The organism is Bradyrhizobium sp. USDA 4452 (assembly GCF_054063575.1).
This window is the reverse complement of sequence record NZ_JBSSGK010000001.1, coordinates 3,622,143-3,637,157: the sequence shown is the minus strand read 5'-3', so window position 1 is coordinate 3,637,157 and position 15,015 is coordinate 3,622,143. Positions and strand designations below refer to the sequence as shown.

The window sequence follows — 15,015 nt, the reverse complement described above, 5'->3', positions numbered from 1 at the left end:
GTACGCTATTGCTCGCCCGCTGGAGGAAGTAACTGCGGACATCGTTCGGCCTCCAGCCGGCCGGGTCCCATCATCAGGCCCGCGGCGTCGCGGGCGTAGAGCCTGACGGTGGCATCGGATGCGCCGCGATGCTTGCGCAGCCACGTCTTGAAGTCGGCGACCAGCTGCGGCTCGGCGGGTGCTGCCCCCACGGCCGCGGACCGGCAAAATCCGAGCTCGACGAGGTGCCGACGAAAGAGCCTGGCACCGTAGATGGTGTGGTGGTTGCGCCGGCCGCCTTTGGCGCGTGGACACCGGCAAGTGCGCAGGTGCTCGCCGAACGCGGCGAGATCAACGTCCGCCAGGCCCGCGCCTTGCTCGGCCATAACATGGCCGATGTGAGCCGCCGCTCGCAAATAGCGTACCGCTGTCTCGGGGTCATAGCCCTGCCGCTCCAGCACCGCTGCAAACCCGTCAAGGTAAGGCCCGCTCGGCCCACTGCGCAGATGCCCCAGCATCTTCGCTGCCGCGAAGTACGTCTCCAACATGTCCGTCTCCGTATGTGACCGGCCATCAGTGGCCGACCCAACGGGGCCGCACGGGCGACTTGTAATGGAGAGCTCGAGAGCGGCAATACACAGGAAAATACGGTGATCGCGATTGGCAGCTCCCCATTACCGGCTTTGCCCATAAGGCAGGTAATGGGTGACGCCCATTAGCTGCGGCACCGGCATTGCCCGAAGTGCCAAGGCGCCGCCGCAAAGGAGTGGCTCGCCGATCGCGAGGCTGAGCTGTTGCCCGTGCCGTACTACCACCTGGTGTTCACACTCCCAGGAGCGATCGCCGACATCGCCTACCGTCCTCTACGACCTGCTGTTCAAGGTCTCGGCCGAGACCATGCTGACGATCGCCGCCGATCCGAAGCATCTGGGGGCCAGGATCGGCATCACCTCCGTACTGCACACCTGGGGCTCGGCGCTGACCTATCACCCCCACGTGCACATGATCGTGCCGGGCAGCGGCATCTCGCCCGATGGTCAGCGCTGGGTGTCCTGCCGGCCCGGATTCTTCCTCCCCGTGCGCGTGCTCTCCCGCCTGTTCCGGCGATTGTTCCTTCAGAAGCTCGTCGCCGCCCATCAAGCCGGCCGCCTGAGCTTCTTTGGCGACAACAGCCAGCTCGCTGATACCCCATGCTTCGCAGCCTTCCTGGCGCCGCTGCGCAAAACCAAGTGGGTCGTCTATGCAAAGCGTCCGTTCGGTGGACCGGAGGCGGTGCTGGCCTATTTGTCGCGCTACACCCACCGGGTTGCCATCGCCAACAGCCGCTTGATCGCTTGCGACCAGCAGGGCGTCACCTTCAAATGGAAGGACTACCGCATCGAGGGCCGCGATCGATACAGGCAGATGACGCTCGCCACAGACGAGTTCATCCGCCGCTTCCTCATCCACGTGCTGCCCAAAGGGCCTTCACCGCATCCGCCATTACGGCCTGTTCGCCAAAGGCGCTTGCGCCGACAACATCGCACGCGTCCGCGAGCTGCTCACCGGTGCAAAGCCTGAAGCCAATCCCACCGCGGCTGCCGTCGATGCCAACAAGCCGGCTTGCCCATGCTGCGGCGGTCGCATGATCATCATCGAGGCCTTCGAGCGCGGTTGTACGCCACGGCATCGGCCGACAGCTCCAACGAACCGCATCAGGATCGACACCTCATGACCACGTCGCTGTCCTGCAAATCTATTCGTAGTGCTCGCTGCCTCTCGGCCAGCCACGGCAGAGCGCGCTCAGATATCCACCGCCCGCCACAACGCGCTCGACAATTTGTCGAGCTCGACACCACCCGCCGCGCATTCGCCAGCCGATTCACCCTCGAACACCTCGTTGCATCTGCTCAATTCAAATCAGCCAATTCGCCCGCGGCAGTCAAATCCCCATAGCGCCCGCGGCACCGCCTACGTTTCCCTTAAGCGCGGTTTCCTCCCTCGCAGGCTTTCGGACGCCGGCCGCCGAATGTGCCGCGCCGTCAGTCATGCGGCCGGCATCCGAAACCCTTCACACAAGGAGACCTCATGTCCCGGCAGGCGTGCTTCAACTCCCAAGGCTCGCGACGAACTGACGATGCTGTTCCAGCCATTCCGGGTGTCGGGTCGCGATAACTTGCACACACACCGGAATGCATTCATCACAAATAGCAGCTGTGATTTCTCGGCCTTGCACATTCATTGAGGGCGCGACGATCATCGTCATAATCTCCGGCGACCCCTTTCCACAAAAAGAGCAGATTACATCTGAACTCATATTCGCTCCTCGTCCGTGCGCGGGATGGGCTTAGGCCCAGATGCTTAAGACGGCCACAGAGAACAGCGCAGGCGGCAGTCAGGTAATTGAAATGACAATTCGAGCATCCCAGTCGACAAACGAACGGGTCCAACGTCATCGTCAAACTCGGTCATGTCCCATCGCCCGCTACCGCAAACAATCCGGACGGCTTTCCCCTTCAAAAGCTCCGGCCTTTTGCTATAACTCCGTCTTATGAGTTCTCTGCTGATCGTGCCCACTACCCTTCGGATGTCTGCGTAAGCAGCCTTTCGCTCTGAGTTCACATCGATCCGTTGTTAGGGCGAGGTGCGTTTTGGATCACTCGCGACAGGAACGAAGCCAGCGGCAGGTGTTCATTCAAGAATTGCTCGTTCGGCTCATCATCGGGGCGCCCATCGTTGCGGTCGTGAAGAGAATCTGGAGGCTGGCTACAGTGCGGCTTTTCAATTGAACTTGTAGCTGCCCTGAAAGAACGTCCCCCAGCGCTCCATGTTGTACTTCCCTGGCCCAGTGATCGTGCCCGGGCCAATGCAGCCGCTGCACGTGGACTCGCTGTCCTTTTTTGTCCACATTGCCCAATAGCGGCCACCGACGCCGACGCTGAAATTGCAAGTGATAAAGTAGGACAACACGCCTTCAACCTGTACACCCCCGCCACCATTCCCGCGTTGATCATTGAAGGTGGTCGTCGGGCGCAAGAGATGGTGGTCACGACCGCTGAAATCGGTCCAGGGCAGGTAGGCGACATCGGTGTTTAAGCGCCAGCGCTCGGTCAGCATCGTTTCGGCGCTCAGGCCGAGACGAGGTGCATTCCACTGGGTATTCTGGCTACCAATTATCCTGTCGTCGCCGGGCGACAAGCATGCAAACATTGGGTTGGCGATCTGGACGCATCCCGTCGAATCGGAGCTCTGGCCGTAATAGGTCCAGCCGATGAATGCGCCGATCTTGTAGTTGGCGCTGTGCAGGAAATCGTATCCGGCATCAGCCGTGTAGTACGTGAATGTTCCGTTTGCCTGGCTTGATACGTTGTTGATGTAGGACAACCCGCGTTCGATGCCCCAATCTTCATTGTTGATGTTTCCTGTGTTGAAGCGTCCGATGCCAATATTGCTTTTCAGGAATACTCCCCAGGGGCTGTCAAGACGGCCAAATAATTCCCCGGAAAGTCCGTCCAGTCCGTGATAGGTGAGCCTCGATATGAGAATGCTTGGGTCGGTAGGTTTATCAGCAGCACTGTGATCCCATTGGAATCTTCCTCGGCTGAGCCAGAGCCGAGAGCCGCCTTCGATCGACCAACCGGCCGTGTAAGCAATCGGCGCGCCGGCGGGTGCTTTCGCGTACAGCCGCGCATCGGACCCTTGCGCCGTCCATGGGTCGGCGCCAAAATGGTAGTTCAGGCCGATCTTTCCGATGTGATAGTTGCTGGAGAGGTTGGTTGTGTTCGCCGGAAGAATTGCGAACGGCGGATCCTGCACCGTCGGAGGCGTTGCGACGCGCGGTCCGCCGAAATGCAGATAGTTATACTCAGCTTTAACCGACCATGCAGGCGTAAGCGCTTGCTCGACGCCCAGCCCGATGGTGGCACCGACGCGACCATAGTCGAAATGGGCTTTCTCCTGTGTCCGATCGCCAAACTCGTAGTTATTGAAGACGTCGCCCCGATTGTTTTGCCAAGCGATGCCTCCCTTAAGATAGGCCAGCGTGCGGCCCAGCACGCCAAACGCGTAACCGATGCGACCGGTCCCGGTGGCAAAGACGTTGGGACCTACCTTGCAGTTTGCGCTCACGACAAAGCCGGACGCAGCGAGGCAGGTATTGGTGCCGTCGGAGACGGCACCGCTGGCCTCGAGTTCGACACCAAACACCCGGTTGTTCGTCTGCCAATTGTAGCCGATCTGGCCACCGGCGAGAAACACTGGAGTGTCGACGACATCGCCATAGATGGACGGACCGTAGGGATTGCTGAAGGAGGTCTGTCCGTAGCCTCCGCCGACGTGCCCGCCAATATAGCCTCCGGACCAGTCCCACACCGCCGGTGGCAGTTTCACTTCTGGCTCAAGGTCTGCCGAATTAGCTACACCACTCGCGACGAGCGCAATTGTCGTGGCTCCCAACAGAAGAACTCCAGCTCGCATCCAACACGTCCCTGCATTATCTCGGTCCACGACCGATCGCCCTTAACTTATCGCAGCAGCAAACCGTCGGGGCGGACCAGACGCTAACCGCGACGCACGCCGTGTCCGCCCCGAAGACCATCGCACTGCGATTGGTGATGATGCCGTGACGAAGCAAGCGGCGTGCCGAATGGAATTGCGGGTTCTGCCGGCACTCCGGAAGAGTGTGTAGTGTCAGTGTAGTGTCAAGCTGCTTACATAGTCTGAAGGCCGACAACCGGCGCTGCTAGCGTCCCACAGGAGGTTGCGCAGCAGGAAGCACCTTTTGAACGGTTTTCTATGGCGCGCCAATGTGCGGGCCGTGCCTGATGCACGGCGTTTATGCTCCGCGTGGCTGCGCGCGGTTACTTGTGCAGCTTCTGGGTGATTTAAACACCAGCCGGTGATAATCGCATTCGATTGTCGGAAGCGGCGCGACATCCAAGGTGGCTGCGGGTCAAAGGCAGCCCTCGGCAGCTTGCGGGCTCTGAGCTAAGGTCAGTCGCGGGCTCATGCATCGCAGCAAAGCAATCCCTATTCGATCACTCGGCGGGCGAGCACCGATGCCGGCGGATCGAGGCCGAGCGCCTTGGCGGTTTTCGATTGACCACCAGCCCGTACTTGGTCGGAGGTCTTCACCGGCAGATCAACTGGCTTCGCTCCAGCCCTTATGTGATACTCTTGTGACCCGTGGTCGGGGACCTGAGTTATGACGCTTCCGATTGCCTTCGGACGACATCGCTGAGCGAGACCTGCTGGGCCTTAGGTGTTTAGTCCTAAGCTTTTATGGTGCATTCTTATCGCACGATTCGAAGGATGCGCTATGGGACAAGTTCTACACGGCTGCGCCACCGCGACGGAGGCTGTCTGTCGAGCAATACAAAATAGTCAAGAGAGCCTGAGAGGCCTCGCCCAGCGCTACGGGATCAACCAGAAGACTGTCGCGAAGTGGAAGCAGTGAGCGAAGCCTTCGAGTCCCCTCGGTAAAGGCCGACACATCCTAGAAACTGGTGCCCGGAGATGGATTCGAACCTGCACAGCGCCGTAGGCGACGGGTTACAGCGTCTGAGTTTACCGGCTCCCTCCATATCCGAGGGGTGTTTTTCGTTCGCCAACGTCTATATTGTCGCCGCATGAAACAAGACGAAAATGAAGGACTCGAGCGGCTCGCCGCCGCTGCTTTGGCGCGGGCGGCCGAGACAATCGCCGACATCTTCGAGACCACCGAGGAAGACGGCCCGGCCAAACTCTTACTGTCTGCGCTCACATTGGTCGTGAAATTCAGTTTACGGGAGCACGACCGCGTCGTGACCATTGGCCGAGATCACCGGCCACCGGCTAACATCTCCGACAGCACCTCGCTCTATGTGACAAAGCCTACTGCGACCGATGGCCTGCCCAAGATCGCGGTTTGGGCTTATGACCACACCGGAGACCCGGCGAAGTTCCGGGTGATCGTCACGCGCCGTCCCAGGTATGCCTTCAAGAACGCGGACGGCGTCATCCAGGCGCCGGCCCCGGCCCATATCATTGAAGGAGGCATTCCGACGGAAGCGCTTCTGGCCCAGATCGCTGTCGCCAAATATGCCGACGGCCTGCCGCTCTACCGGCAGGAGGCCATCTACGCCCGCGATCATGTCGAGCTCGACCGCCAGTTGATGGCGCAATGGATGGGGGCAAGCTCGGCTTCGAGCTCGAGATCATGGCGGACTACATCTTCAGCGAGGTCAAGAAGGCCGACCGGGTCTTTGCCGACGCAACCACTTTGCCGACGCTCGCTCCGGGCTCCGGATCGACGAAAACGGCCTATTTGTGGGCCTATGCCCGGGATGACCGAACGTTTGGCCGCGACGGTCCCCCGATGGTGGCTTATCGCTTCGAAGACAGCCGCTCCGGCGAATGCGCGGTCCGGCACCTCAATGGTTATCGCGGCATCCTGCAGGTAGATGGCTATGCCGCCTATAACAAGCTCGCGCGATCCGATCGCGGCAATGATGGTATCACATTGGCTGGCTGCTGGTCACACTGCCGGCGCAAGTTCTACGAGTTACATGTTGCAGAGAGCTCAGAAGTGGCAACGGCGACGGTCGAGCGGATGACGAACCTTTGGCAGGTCGAGAAGACCGTGCGCAGTCAAAGCCCCGACGCACGCGTCGCCCCGCGCCAGCAAGCCTCCGCGGCGATCGTCGCAGATCTCTTCGACCTCTGGCAGCAGACCTTGCGGCGGATCTCCGGCAAATCAAAACTGGCTGAGGCGATCCGCTTTGCCGTCTCGCGCCGCGCCATCTTCGAGCACGTCCTGGCCGACGGCCGCATCGAGCTCGACTCCAACATCGTCGAACGCACCATCAGGCCACAAACAATTACGAGAAAGAATAGTCTCTTCGCTGGCAGCGACGGCGGCGGACAAACCTGGGGACTATCGCAACACTGCTGCAGACGGCGAAGATGAACAACGTTGATCCGTCCGCCTGGCTCGCCGTAACGCTTCAGCGTATCGCCAACGGTTGGCCGAGCAGCAAACTCGACGCGCTTATGCCATGGAACCACGCCGCCTGACGGCCTCAGCTTGCTTTCAATTACCCATAATTTTTGCCTCGATCGCAGCTCCCAGTTCGATGTCGGTCAGGCGCGATAGTCCGCGCCAGATCACGGTATTTCCTGGAGGCGGATCGTTGGCTCGGGCTAAATATCCTCCGAGCCGCGCAATCTTGACCACATAGTGCGAGAGCGTGCTTCGTCGAGAGCAATCGCCACCCCGAGCTATGACGGAAACTGGGTGATGACGGCCTGAGAAAGGCGGCGTATCGAGGCGGGTGTCGAGCCTGCCAGAACCTCTCAAGGAGAGCGATACGCCATGAACGAGACTAGCAATATTGTTGCACTTCGTCAGCCCGATGAGATCGACGATCCACTGACCGATTCTGCGCGCTGGTGCGCGGCAGCTTCTGGCGCAGGCGGTCGAGGTCGAAGTCGAGACCTTTCTTGTCACCGTGAAGGACTTGAAGCTTGCCGACGGGCGCGCCCGTGTGGTGCGGCATGGTTACGGGCCGGCGCGGAGGATCCAGACCGGGGTCGGCCCGGTCGAGGTCGCGCGGGCGAAGATTCGCGACCGCGGGACGTCCAGCGATGGCGAACGGATCCGGTTCAGCTCGGCGATCCTGCCGCTGTGGGCACGGCGGACCAGAAGTCTGGATGCGCTGTTGCCGGTGCTCTATCTGAGCGGCATCTCGACCGGCGATTTCCAGGAGGCGCTGACGGCCTTGCTGGGCAAGGACGCGCCGAACCTGTCGCCCGCGGTGATTTCCCGGCTGACGGCCGAGTGGCAGGGCGAGTACGAGCGCTGGCAGAGGCGCGACTTGTCGGCGCGACGATACGTGTATGTGTGGGCCGATGGCGTCTTCCTGCAGGCCCGCATGGAAGATCACAGCGAATGCATGCTGGTGCTGATCGGCGCGACGCCGGAAGGCAAGAAGGAACTGATCGGCTTTCAGGTTGGCGTGCGGGCAAGCGCACAAAGCTGGCGCGAGCTTCGGATCGACGTCAAACGGCGCGGGTTGCCGATCGCCCCGGAAATTGCTGTCGGTGACGGCGCACTCGGCTTCTGGAAGGCGCTCGACGAGATCTGTCCCGACACGCGGCACCAGCGCTGCTGGGTGCACAAGACCGTGAATGTTCTGGATAAGGTCCCGCTCTCGGTGCAGGCCAACATGAAGACGGATTTGCGCGAGGTCCACCGGGCGCCGAACCGGGGGGCCGCCGAGGCGGCGATCGACGTCTTCGCCGAGAAATACCGCGCCAAGTACGGTCGGGCGGTTGAATGCCTTACCAAGGATAGCGACGAGCTGCTGGCGTTCTACGACTTCCCTGCCGAGCATTGGGATCATTTGCGAACGACAAACCCAATCGAGAGCGTGTTCGCCACCGTGCGGCACAGGACGGTGCCCACCAAGGGCTCGTTGTCGCCGACCACGGCCACGCTGATGGTGTTCAACCTGGTCATCGCTGCAGCAAAGACCTGGCGGCGGCTCAAAGGCACAAATCAGTTGCCGAAGCTGATCGCAGGTGTCAGATTCAACGACGGCATCGAGGTCATCCAAATGCCGGCAAACCACGCCGCCTGATCACCTCGTCACCCAAAATCCCGCATAACTCCGCCACCCCTGTCTTTCACAAAATGATCAAGAAGCCTAATTTCGGGATTTGTCAGCGCGGTTTGCGGTAGGGCATTCGGTGAAGAGCGATTGAGCATCGTCATCCAGAAGACGCGCCAACTCACAATGCAGAAGACCGCGATCAGATTGACCAGACGCTCAGCGGTTCGCAATTTTGAGTCCTCTGCTTTGCAGCCAGATTTGAGGATCTTATGGAAGACTTCGATCTTCCACCTCAACGCGTACCATTCGATCTTCTCGATGGCGTCCTTGCGCGATCGGACCAGGAGATCGGTGAGGAGCTTCCACTCGATCTTCTTTCGCCGCTTCGGCCTTCCCCGCTCCTGAGCGTGGATCACGGTCAGAGTGAGTGCGGGATATTTCGTCTGTTTGCCGATCGGCGGCAGGACGCGTATCTTGCGGTACCTGATCTCAAGAACGGCGTCGTCGGGATCGCCCTTGTCGTCCTTGACCTTGATCCGATGTAGACCCTTGATCGTCACCTCGTCCATTTCGTCGGCAATTGTATGATTGCCGTCCCCGGCAAGCCGATCAACACAGGTTCGCACCAGGAAATGCGTTCCGACCTCCTCGGCCAGGCAAAACAGCTCATAGATGTCGCTCTCGCGATCACCAATATGAACGCATCGTCCAGGAGCAGCGAGAAGGTCGGTCGATTGCCGTAAATTCTCGAGCCAGCGGATGCTCTCCTTCTGCTCGATCGGCACCCGTGTCGGATTGATCTTTCGCTACAGCGCCGTCGTCCCCTTGAACTTCTTGCGGGTCCAGAACTTGATTGCCGACAGTCCGAGCGGAAGCCTCTCGGGAGTCACGGCGAGACTACAATGCATCAGGATGCCGCACTGTGTGCGTCCTGCCGTCTTGCCCGTAAAGCCGATCAGATCCGGCTTCTCGCGCTTGAAGCTGAATTCCGTCGTGTCATGGAGGACGAGGATCGGTCCCTCCGTCGCCGCTACGCGCCCGCGCGTCGCCTCGAAATGACCGCAAAGAATATCCGCCTCATTGACCCGCTCGTTGGAGAAGAAGCGATAGGCGGCCTTCGTGTTGGCCCAGTCCTGACAAACCAACGGGATGCTTTGACCCATGTCGCTCCCGACTTGTGCGAGCAATTTGCAGAACCGGCGACCAAGCCGCTCAGCCTTAAACTCGCATCCCGCAGCTTCTCGATCAACCCACGTCTCGATACCGGTCATCAATCGCTGAGCACGCGTCTCCGCGCGTTCCTTCACCAACCCCATCGAGCACCCCACTTCCGAATCAGGTGCTCAACAATGAATCACAACAGATTCTGCCGATTCAAGATTTCGCCCGCCGCGCCTCGCTCAAATCCGAGTCAAATGTGGGTAATTGAAAGCTCAGCTTGCCGCTTACGCTACAAATCCTTCGCCTTCCAGAAGGCCTGCAAGCGCTTCGGCCTCAAGCACATCCGCACTAACACTACTTTGGTAGATTGTTGATTTTGCCGCGTTTTATAGGATTCCCGATCAATTTTTCAATGATTCATGGGTGGTCGGCTCTGGGAGGGCTGACCATGCCCGGATGGGAAGACGAACTCGAACGCTGGCTGATGCCGTTCTTGGACCGGCTGGGTCATAAGACCCGGCAGCGGATGTGTCCTCTGTATGTTGCGGGATTGATCGGTCCGGGCGATCGCAAGAGCGTTCAGCCGATGGTGGAACGCCTTGCCTCGGGCAACTACGACCAGTTGCACCATTTCCTTGCGGACGGTTTCTGGGACGCGACGCCGCTGGAGACAGAGCTGCTCAACCAGGCGGACCGACTTGTCGGCGGCAGGGATGCGGTGCTGGTTATTGATGACACCTCACTTCCCAAGAAGGGTGAGCGCTCGGTCGGTGTTGCGGCTCAATACGCGTCGGCTCTCGGTAAAACGGCAAATTGCCAAACGCTGGTGTCTTTGACGCTTGCTCGCGGCGAAGTGCCGTGATGGTCGCGTTACGTCTCTTTCTGCCTGACAGTTGGACAAGCGACATATCTCGTTTGAAGCGCGCTCGCGTGGCAGTCGAACATCGAACGGCACGGTCCAAGCCCGAGATTGCTCTAGCCGAGATTGACCGCGCGATGGCAGCCAACGTGCGCTTTGGATGTGTGCTGGCGGATGCAGGATACGGCCTCAGCGCACCGTTTCGACAAGGGCTAACAGAGCGCGGGCTGACCCGGGCTGTCGGCATCCCTCGGCACCAGAAAGTGTATCCGGTCGATGTGAAGCTCATTTGGCCGATTACCAAGGTCCGCGGAAAACCACGAAAGCACCACGTGCCCGATATCTTATCGATTGCCGCAGAACAAATGCTCGCCAGCGCCAAATGGAAAACCGTGAGTTGGCGTAGCGGGACGAAAGGTCGGCTGAAAGCCCAATTTGCTGCTCTCCGTGTCCGGACCGCCGACGGCCCTCCGCAGCGGATATGGGATAAAGGTCAGCAGCATCTCCCAGGCGACGAAGCCTGGCTCATTGGCGAGCAACGTGCGTCCGGGGAGAAGAAATACTATCTGGCCAACCTTCCGGCGGCGACGGATCTGCGCACGCTGGCCGCCACCATCAAGGCACGGTGGATTTGTGAGCAGGCGCATCAGCAGTTGAAGGAGGAACTTGGACTTGATCACTTCGAAGGGCGATCATGGCAAGGTCTTCATCGCCACGCCTTGATGACAATGATTGCCTACGCCTTCCTGCAACATCGTCGCCTCGCATACGCGGGGCGGAAAAAAAAGAATCAACGGGCCTCCGCCTCACCCAATCATGCCAGCCGTACGTCACGCCATCGTCGATCTCATCCTTCGGCCGCCGTCTCAGCAGTGCCTATATTGCCGAAAGCAAATCCGTGAAAAACAGCGGCGAAAACACAATCTGCCAAAGTAGTGCTAGGACAAAGGCAAAGCCGGCTGAGATCGAGGACATCTTTTGATGGCCCGCCCGCGGCGGCATATCCCGCTCAACGTCTTCTTGAACGGCCGTCTTGTCGGGCGCCTCAACAGGCAATCCAGCGGCGCAATCGACTTTCAGTACGATCCGTCCTGGCTTGCCTGGGAGCATGCGCTGCCCGTGTCGCTATCTCTGCCTCTGCGTGAGGACCGCTATATCGGTGCCCCTGTCGTCGCCGTCTTCGACAATCTCCTGCCCGACAGCACGCCCATCCGCCGTCGCATGGCGGAGCGAGTCCACGCTCAGGGCATAGACGCTTACGACCTGCTCGCTGCTGTCGGACGGGACTGCGTCGGCGCACTGCAATTCCTGCCGGACGGCATCGAACCCGGCGCCGCCGGCGCTGTCGATGGCAAACCCGTTGACGACAAGGAAATCGCCCGGCTTCTCGGCGACCTTGCATCGGCTCCCCTTGGGCTTGGTGAGGACGAGGACTTTCGGATCTCGATCGCCGGCGCCCAGGAAAAGACCGCACTCCTGCTCTGGAAAGGGCGTTGGTACAAGCCGCTGGCGACTACGGCCACGACGCACATCCTCAAACCGCAGATTGGCCGACTGCCGAACGGCATCGATCTTTCCTACAGCGTCGAGAATGAGTTCTTCTGCCTCAAGCTGACAGCCGCTCTTGGACTTCCGAGCGCCGCCATCGCGATCGAGGAGTTTGAAGGCAACCGCGTGCTCGTGGTCGAGCGGTTCGACCGCCGCTGGACCAGTGACAATCGTCTCCTGCGTTTGTCCCAGGAGGATTGCTGCCAGGCCTTGTCCGTGCCGCCGTCCTTGAAATACGAATCCGATGGCGGGCCCGGCATTCCGGCTATTCTCAATCTGCTGAAGGGAAGCGATCAGCCGGAGGCAGATCAAACGACGTTTCTGAAGGCCGCAATTGCCTTCTGGCTGCTCGGTGCCACGGATGGTCACGCCAAGAATTTCAGCGTTTTTCTCTCTCCGGGCGGTCGCTTCCGCATGACCCCGCTCTACGATGTGATCTCAGCACAGCCCAGCCTCGACGCAGGCCAGATCAAACGTAACAAGATGAAGCTGGCCATGGCGGTCGGCGACAGCCGCCACTACGTCGTCGACGGCGTCATGTCTCGCCATTTTGTTCAGACCGCCGCTAGGGCAGGGATTGGCGAGGGACCCGTGACCGCGATCTTCGATGAGCTGCGTACACGGGCGCCAGCAGCGATCGAACAGGTCACCGCGTCGCTCCCGAAAGCATTTCCTGCCGAAGTCGCTGACAGCATCTGCAATGGGGTCAAGGCTCGTCTGCGCAGGTTGGAGGGAGCGTGATGCCAAAGATCGATGTGAGACCAACTAATCGAAGCCGAGGGGCATCTCTGCCTATTGCCACAATGGACCAGCGGGATTGATCATGGTCCGCCTCTTCGTCGCAGTTACGGACAAATCCTGGTTTGACCAGTTGAGCGTGTCCGCTCCACACGACGAAGTCAATTTCTGGCAGCCCAGCGGCACCACGCAGTTTCGGGCGCTCCAACCGGGCGAGTTGTTCCTCTTCAAACTACACGCGCCAAACAACTTCATCGTGGGTGGCGGCATTTTCGGTCACGCATCGATCGCGCCGCTTTCACTGGCCTGGGATGCCTTTGGCCTGAAGAATGGTGTTTCCAGCCGCGCCGAGATGCTGGCACGAATTGCGAGCTATCGTCGCGACTCGATCGCTTTGCCTGATCACAGGACCCCGTGATTGGCTGCCGAATTCTGACGCAGCCGTTCTTCTGGCCGCTACTTACGTTGCCGATTGGTCGGCTTCGGAGTTGAAGGTGCGGCTCGCCTTTGGGGCGCCGGCCACGGCGAATAGGGAGTGGTCCATTCCAGATGCGCCAGAGCGACGATATGGCTTGCGACTTGTCCGGCAACGTCTTCATCAAGCGACGTTCCGCGAGGCGATTCTGAGTGCCTATGGCAACAGGTGCGCGATAACGGGCTTGCCCGAGGCGCGACTGCTCGATGCCGCCCACATCATGCCCGACAGAGATGAAGAGCTTGGCCAGCCGCTCGTCCAAAACGGTCTTCCGCTTTCGAAAATTCATCATGCGGCGTTCGATGCAAACCTGATCGGCATCGATCCAGACTACCGAATCCATGTAAGCGAGGCGCTGCTTTCCATGAATGATGGGCCTATGTTCGAGTGTGGGCTTAAGGCTATGGCGGGGCAGCTGATCAAATTCCCGACACGCCCAGGACTATCCAGACCGAGATCGTCTTGCTGAAAGGTTTTCTCAGTTTTGCAGTGGCACAAGCCGCGGGCTCTAAACCGCGTCCGCTCCTATACTGCGGCATTAACCTTGCCGCTAGACAGAGCGAACGCGTGAGGCGAGCCTATGATGACGCGGGGACGCAACAGGTCAGCCAGGAAAGCGTTGGAATTCCTCAAGGTCGCGGCGATGAAGCTCCTCGCCCTGCGCGACAATCTCGTCGAGCACAGGGATCAGTCCCATCTGGCCGATGGCCCAGATCGCCAGACCCCTCGTCTGGTTCATGATGGAATTCGGACAGGTCATGACAAGCTCCCGCGCGTCCGCCTCGGAAATGCCGCGGCGGAGCTGCGCACAAAGATAGAGATAGGTCGCGGGGTGTTTCGACCTGATGATCGGCCCAGGCCGCGTCACTGACGCCATCCGCGCGCATTGCTGCTCGACTGACGATCCAGCCTTCCTCACACCGATCGGCGAGTTCTGAGAGAATTTCCTTTAGGAAGCCGGGCTGGCGTGGCTCGCGAGCCTCTTCGCCGCCCGATCGTCGTCCGTAGAACTATAGTAGGCCATGACCGCCCTTTCATCGAACAAGGCAGGAACCTGCGCCACAGCCTTTAGCCAGCGTGCGGCGGCTCCGCGCGTACCACCGTCGATCCAGGTCTCGATGATCGACTGCTGCTGCGGCCGTGGAGGGAATTCGAAAGTTGCCGAAAGAAGCGCCTCGACGGCGAGCCGTATGGGTGGGTTGTCGTGGCCAGCCGCCCGGCTTCGCTCGATCAGGTCGTACAAGTGCTTGCGATCGGGATGCTGGAGGTTGCCATAACCCAGAAGACGTAACAGCCTGCGCCGCAGCGCCAGGCGGAGCTTCGAGGGGGCGGCGAGCGTTTCCGTGATCGCAAGGCAGAGGTCCGGTACGGAAAGACAGGCGATATAGGCGTGCAGCAGGCTAGCGGCGTCCGGATGAGAAAACCCCTCAAAGGCGATTTTACTGATCCGCTCGACCATCCTTTCGGGACCAGAGCGCTCTGCACAGGTCATACCCTCGGCCTCCAGAGACCGACGTTGAACGTTCACTACCGTCCAAACGTGCATGATGCACGATTCGCGCCCGAGGGGAACGGCGCATCGCGACGTTGCCGAGATCAATCGTTTGTTGCTGGTCGCAGAGTGACCGGCCGACCTGGTCGTGAGTCGCATTGGCGCGGGTTACCGAGTTTCGCGCCAAGCGGTT

The 15,015-nt window shown here is 60.1% G+C and carries 9 protein-coding genes and 5 pseudogenes; 8 read left to right on the top strand and 6 right to left on the bottom strand.

Annotation, left to right across the window (positions count from 1 at the left end; all coding sequences use genetic code 11):
* Positions 1-5 precede the first annotated feature (5 nt).
* Positions 6-527 carry a hypothetical protein gene (locus tag ACVISU_RS17485; RefSeq protein ID WP_456707743.1) on the bottom strand — a complete coding sequence of 174 codons (522 nt, stop codon included), beginning with the start codon at positions 525-527 and terminating at the stop codon, positions 6-8.
* Between the two features lie 174 nt (positions 528-701).
* Between ACVISU_RS17485 and ACVISU_RS17480 the strand changes: the two are divergent.
* Positions 702-1,693: pseudogene (locus ACVISU_RS17480) on the top strand (IS91 family transposase); the annotation flags it as partial.
* A 1,046-nt stretch (positions 1,694-2,739) separates the two neighbouring features.
* Here the strand turns inward: ACVISU_RS17480 and ACVISU_RS17475 are convergent.
* Positions 2,740-4,413 carry an outer membrane beta-barrel protein gene (locus ACVISU_RS17475; RefSeq protein WP_456707742.1) on the bottom strand — a complete coding sequence of 558 codons (1,674 nt, stop codon included), beginning with the start codon at positions 4,411-4,413 and terminating at the stop codon, positions 2,740-2,742.
* 862 nt (positions 4,414-5,275) lie between these two features.
* Here ACVISU_RS17475 and ACVISU_RS17470 point away from each other — a divergent pair.
* The 3 pseudogenes from ACVISU_RS17470 to ACVISU_RS17460 form a co-directional block, all read left to right on the top strand.
* Positions 5,276-5,410 (top strand): annotated as a pseudogene (locus tag ACVISU_RS17470) (IS481 family transposase); the annotation flags it as partial.
* A gap of 478 nt (positions 5,411-5,888) precedes the next feature.
* Positions 5,889-7,011, top strand: a pseudogene (gene tnpC, locus ACVISU_RS17465) (IS66 family transposase); the annotation flags it as partial.
* 298 nt (positions 7,012-7,309) lie between these two features.
* A pseudogene (locus ACVISU_RS17460) lies at positions 7,310-8,576 on the top strand (IS256 family transposase).
* 8 nt (positions 8,577-8,584) lie between these two features.
* Here ACVISU_RS17460 and ACVISU_RS17455 read toward each other — a convergent pair.
* Positions 8,585-9,334 carry an IS4 family transposase gene (locus ACVISU_RS17455; protein WP_456707741.1) on the bottom strand — a complete coding sequence of 250 codons (750 nt, stop codon included), beginning with the start codon at positions 9,332-9,334 and terminating at the stop codon, positions 8,585-8,587.
* 21 nt (positions 9,335-9,355) lie between these two features.
* The gene (locus tag ACVISU_RS17450; RefSeq protein ID WP_456707740.1) at positions 9,356-9,865 is read right to left on the bottom strand and encodes an IS4/Tn5 family transposase DNA-binding protein; all 510 of its coding nucleotides are present in this window, start codon (positions 9,863-9,865) and stop codon (positions 9,356-9,358) included.
* A gap of 257 nt (positions 9,866-10,122) precedes the next feature.
* Here ACVISU_RS17450 and ACVISU_RS17445 point away from each other — a divergent pair.
* From ACVISU_RS17445 to ACVISU_RS17430, 4 genes and pseudogenes are all read left to right on the top strand, one after another.
* Positions 10,123-11,471 (top strand): annotated as a pseudogene (locus ACVISU_RS17445) (IS701 family transposase).
* 79 nt (positions 11,472-11,550) lie between these two features.
* Positions 11,551-12,858 (top strand): type II toxin-antitoxin system HipA family toxin, encoded by a 1,308-nt coding sequence (locus ACVISU_RS17440; protein WP_456707739.1) that lies wholly within the window; start codon positions 11,551-11,553, stop codon positions 12,856-12,858.
* Positions 12,859-12,940: 82 nt separating this feature from the next.
* Positions 12,941-13,273 (top strand): hypothetical protein, encoded by a 333-nt coding sequence (locus ACVISU_RS17435; RefSeq protein ID WP_456707738.1) that lies wholly within the window; start codon positions 12,941-12,943, stop codon positions 13,271-13,273.
* A gap of 76 nt (positions 13,274-13,349) precedes the next feature.
* Entirely contained in the window at positions 13,350-13,799 is a 450-nt protein-coding gene (locus ACVISU_RS17430; RefSeq protein WP_456707737.1) for an HNH endonuclease, read from the top strand.
* 135 nt (positions 13,800-13,934) lie between these two features.
* Here the strand turns inward: ACVISU_RS17430 and ACVISU_RS17425 are convergent, their stop codons facing one another.
* Both ACVISU_RS17425 and ACVISU_RS17420 read right to left on the bottom strand, forming a co-directional pair.
* Positions 13,935-14,198 (bottom strand): hypothetical protein, encoded by a 264-nt coding sequence (locus ACVISU_RS17425; RefSeq protein ID WP_456707736.1) that lies wholly within the window; start codon positions 14,196-14,198, stop codon positions 13,935-13,937.
* An 81-nt stretch (positions 14,199-14,279) separates the two neighbouring features.
* Complete coding sequence (locus tag ACVISU_RS17420; protein ID WP_456707735.1) at positions 14,280-14,789, bottom strand: hypothetical protein; 510 nt, start codon at positions 14,787-14,789, stop codon at positions 14,280-14,282.
* Positions 14,790-15,015 lie beyond the last annotated feature (226 nt).

Bases quoted from the DNA above. Each gene is read 5' to 3' on its own strand.
- ACVISU_RS17440 (WP_456707739.1), top strand. From the start codon at position 11,551: ATGGCCCGCCCGCGGCGGCATATCCCGCTCAACGTCTTCTTGAACGGC.
- ACVISU_RS17485 (WP_456707743.1), bottom strand. From the start codon at position 527: ATGTTGGAGACGTACTTCGCGGCAGCGAAGATGCTGGGGCATCTGCGC.
- ACVISU_RS17435 (WP_456707738.1), top strand. From the start codon at position 12,941: ATGGTCCGCCTCTTCGTCGCAGTTACGGACAAATCCTGGTTTGACCAG.
- ACVISU_RS17450 (WP_456707740.1), bottom strand. From the start codon at position 9,865: ATGGGGTTGGTGAAGGAACGCGCGGAGACGCGTGCTCAGCGATTGATG.
- ACVISU_RS17420 (WP_456707735.1), bottom strand. From the start codon at position 14,789: ATGGTCGAGCGGATCAGTAAAATCGCCTTTGAGGGGTTTTCTCATCCG.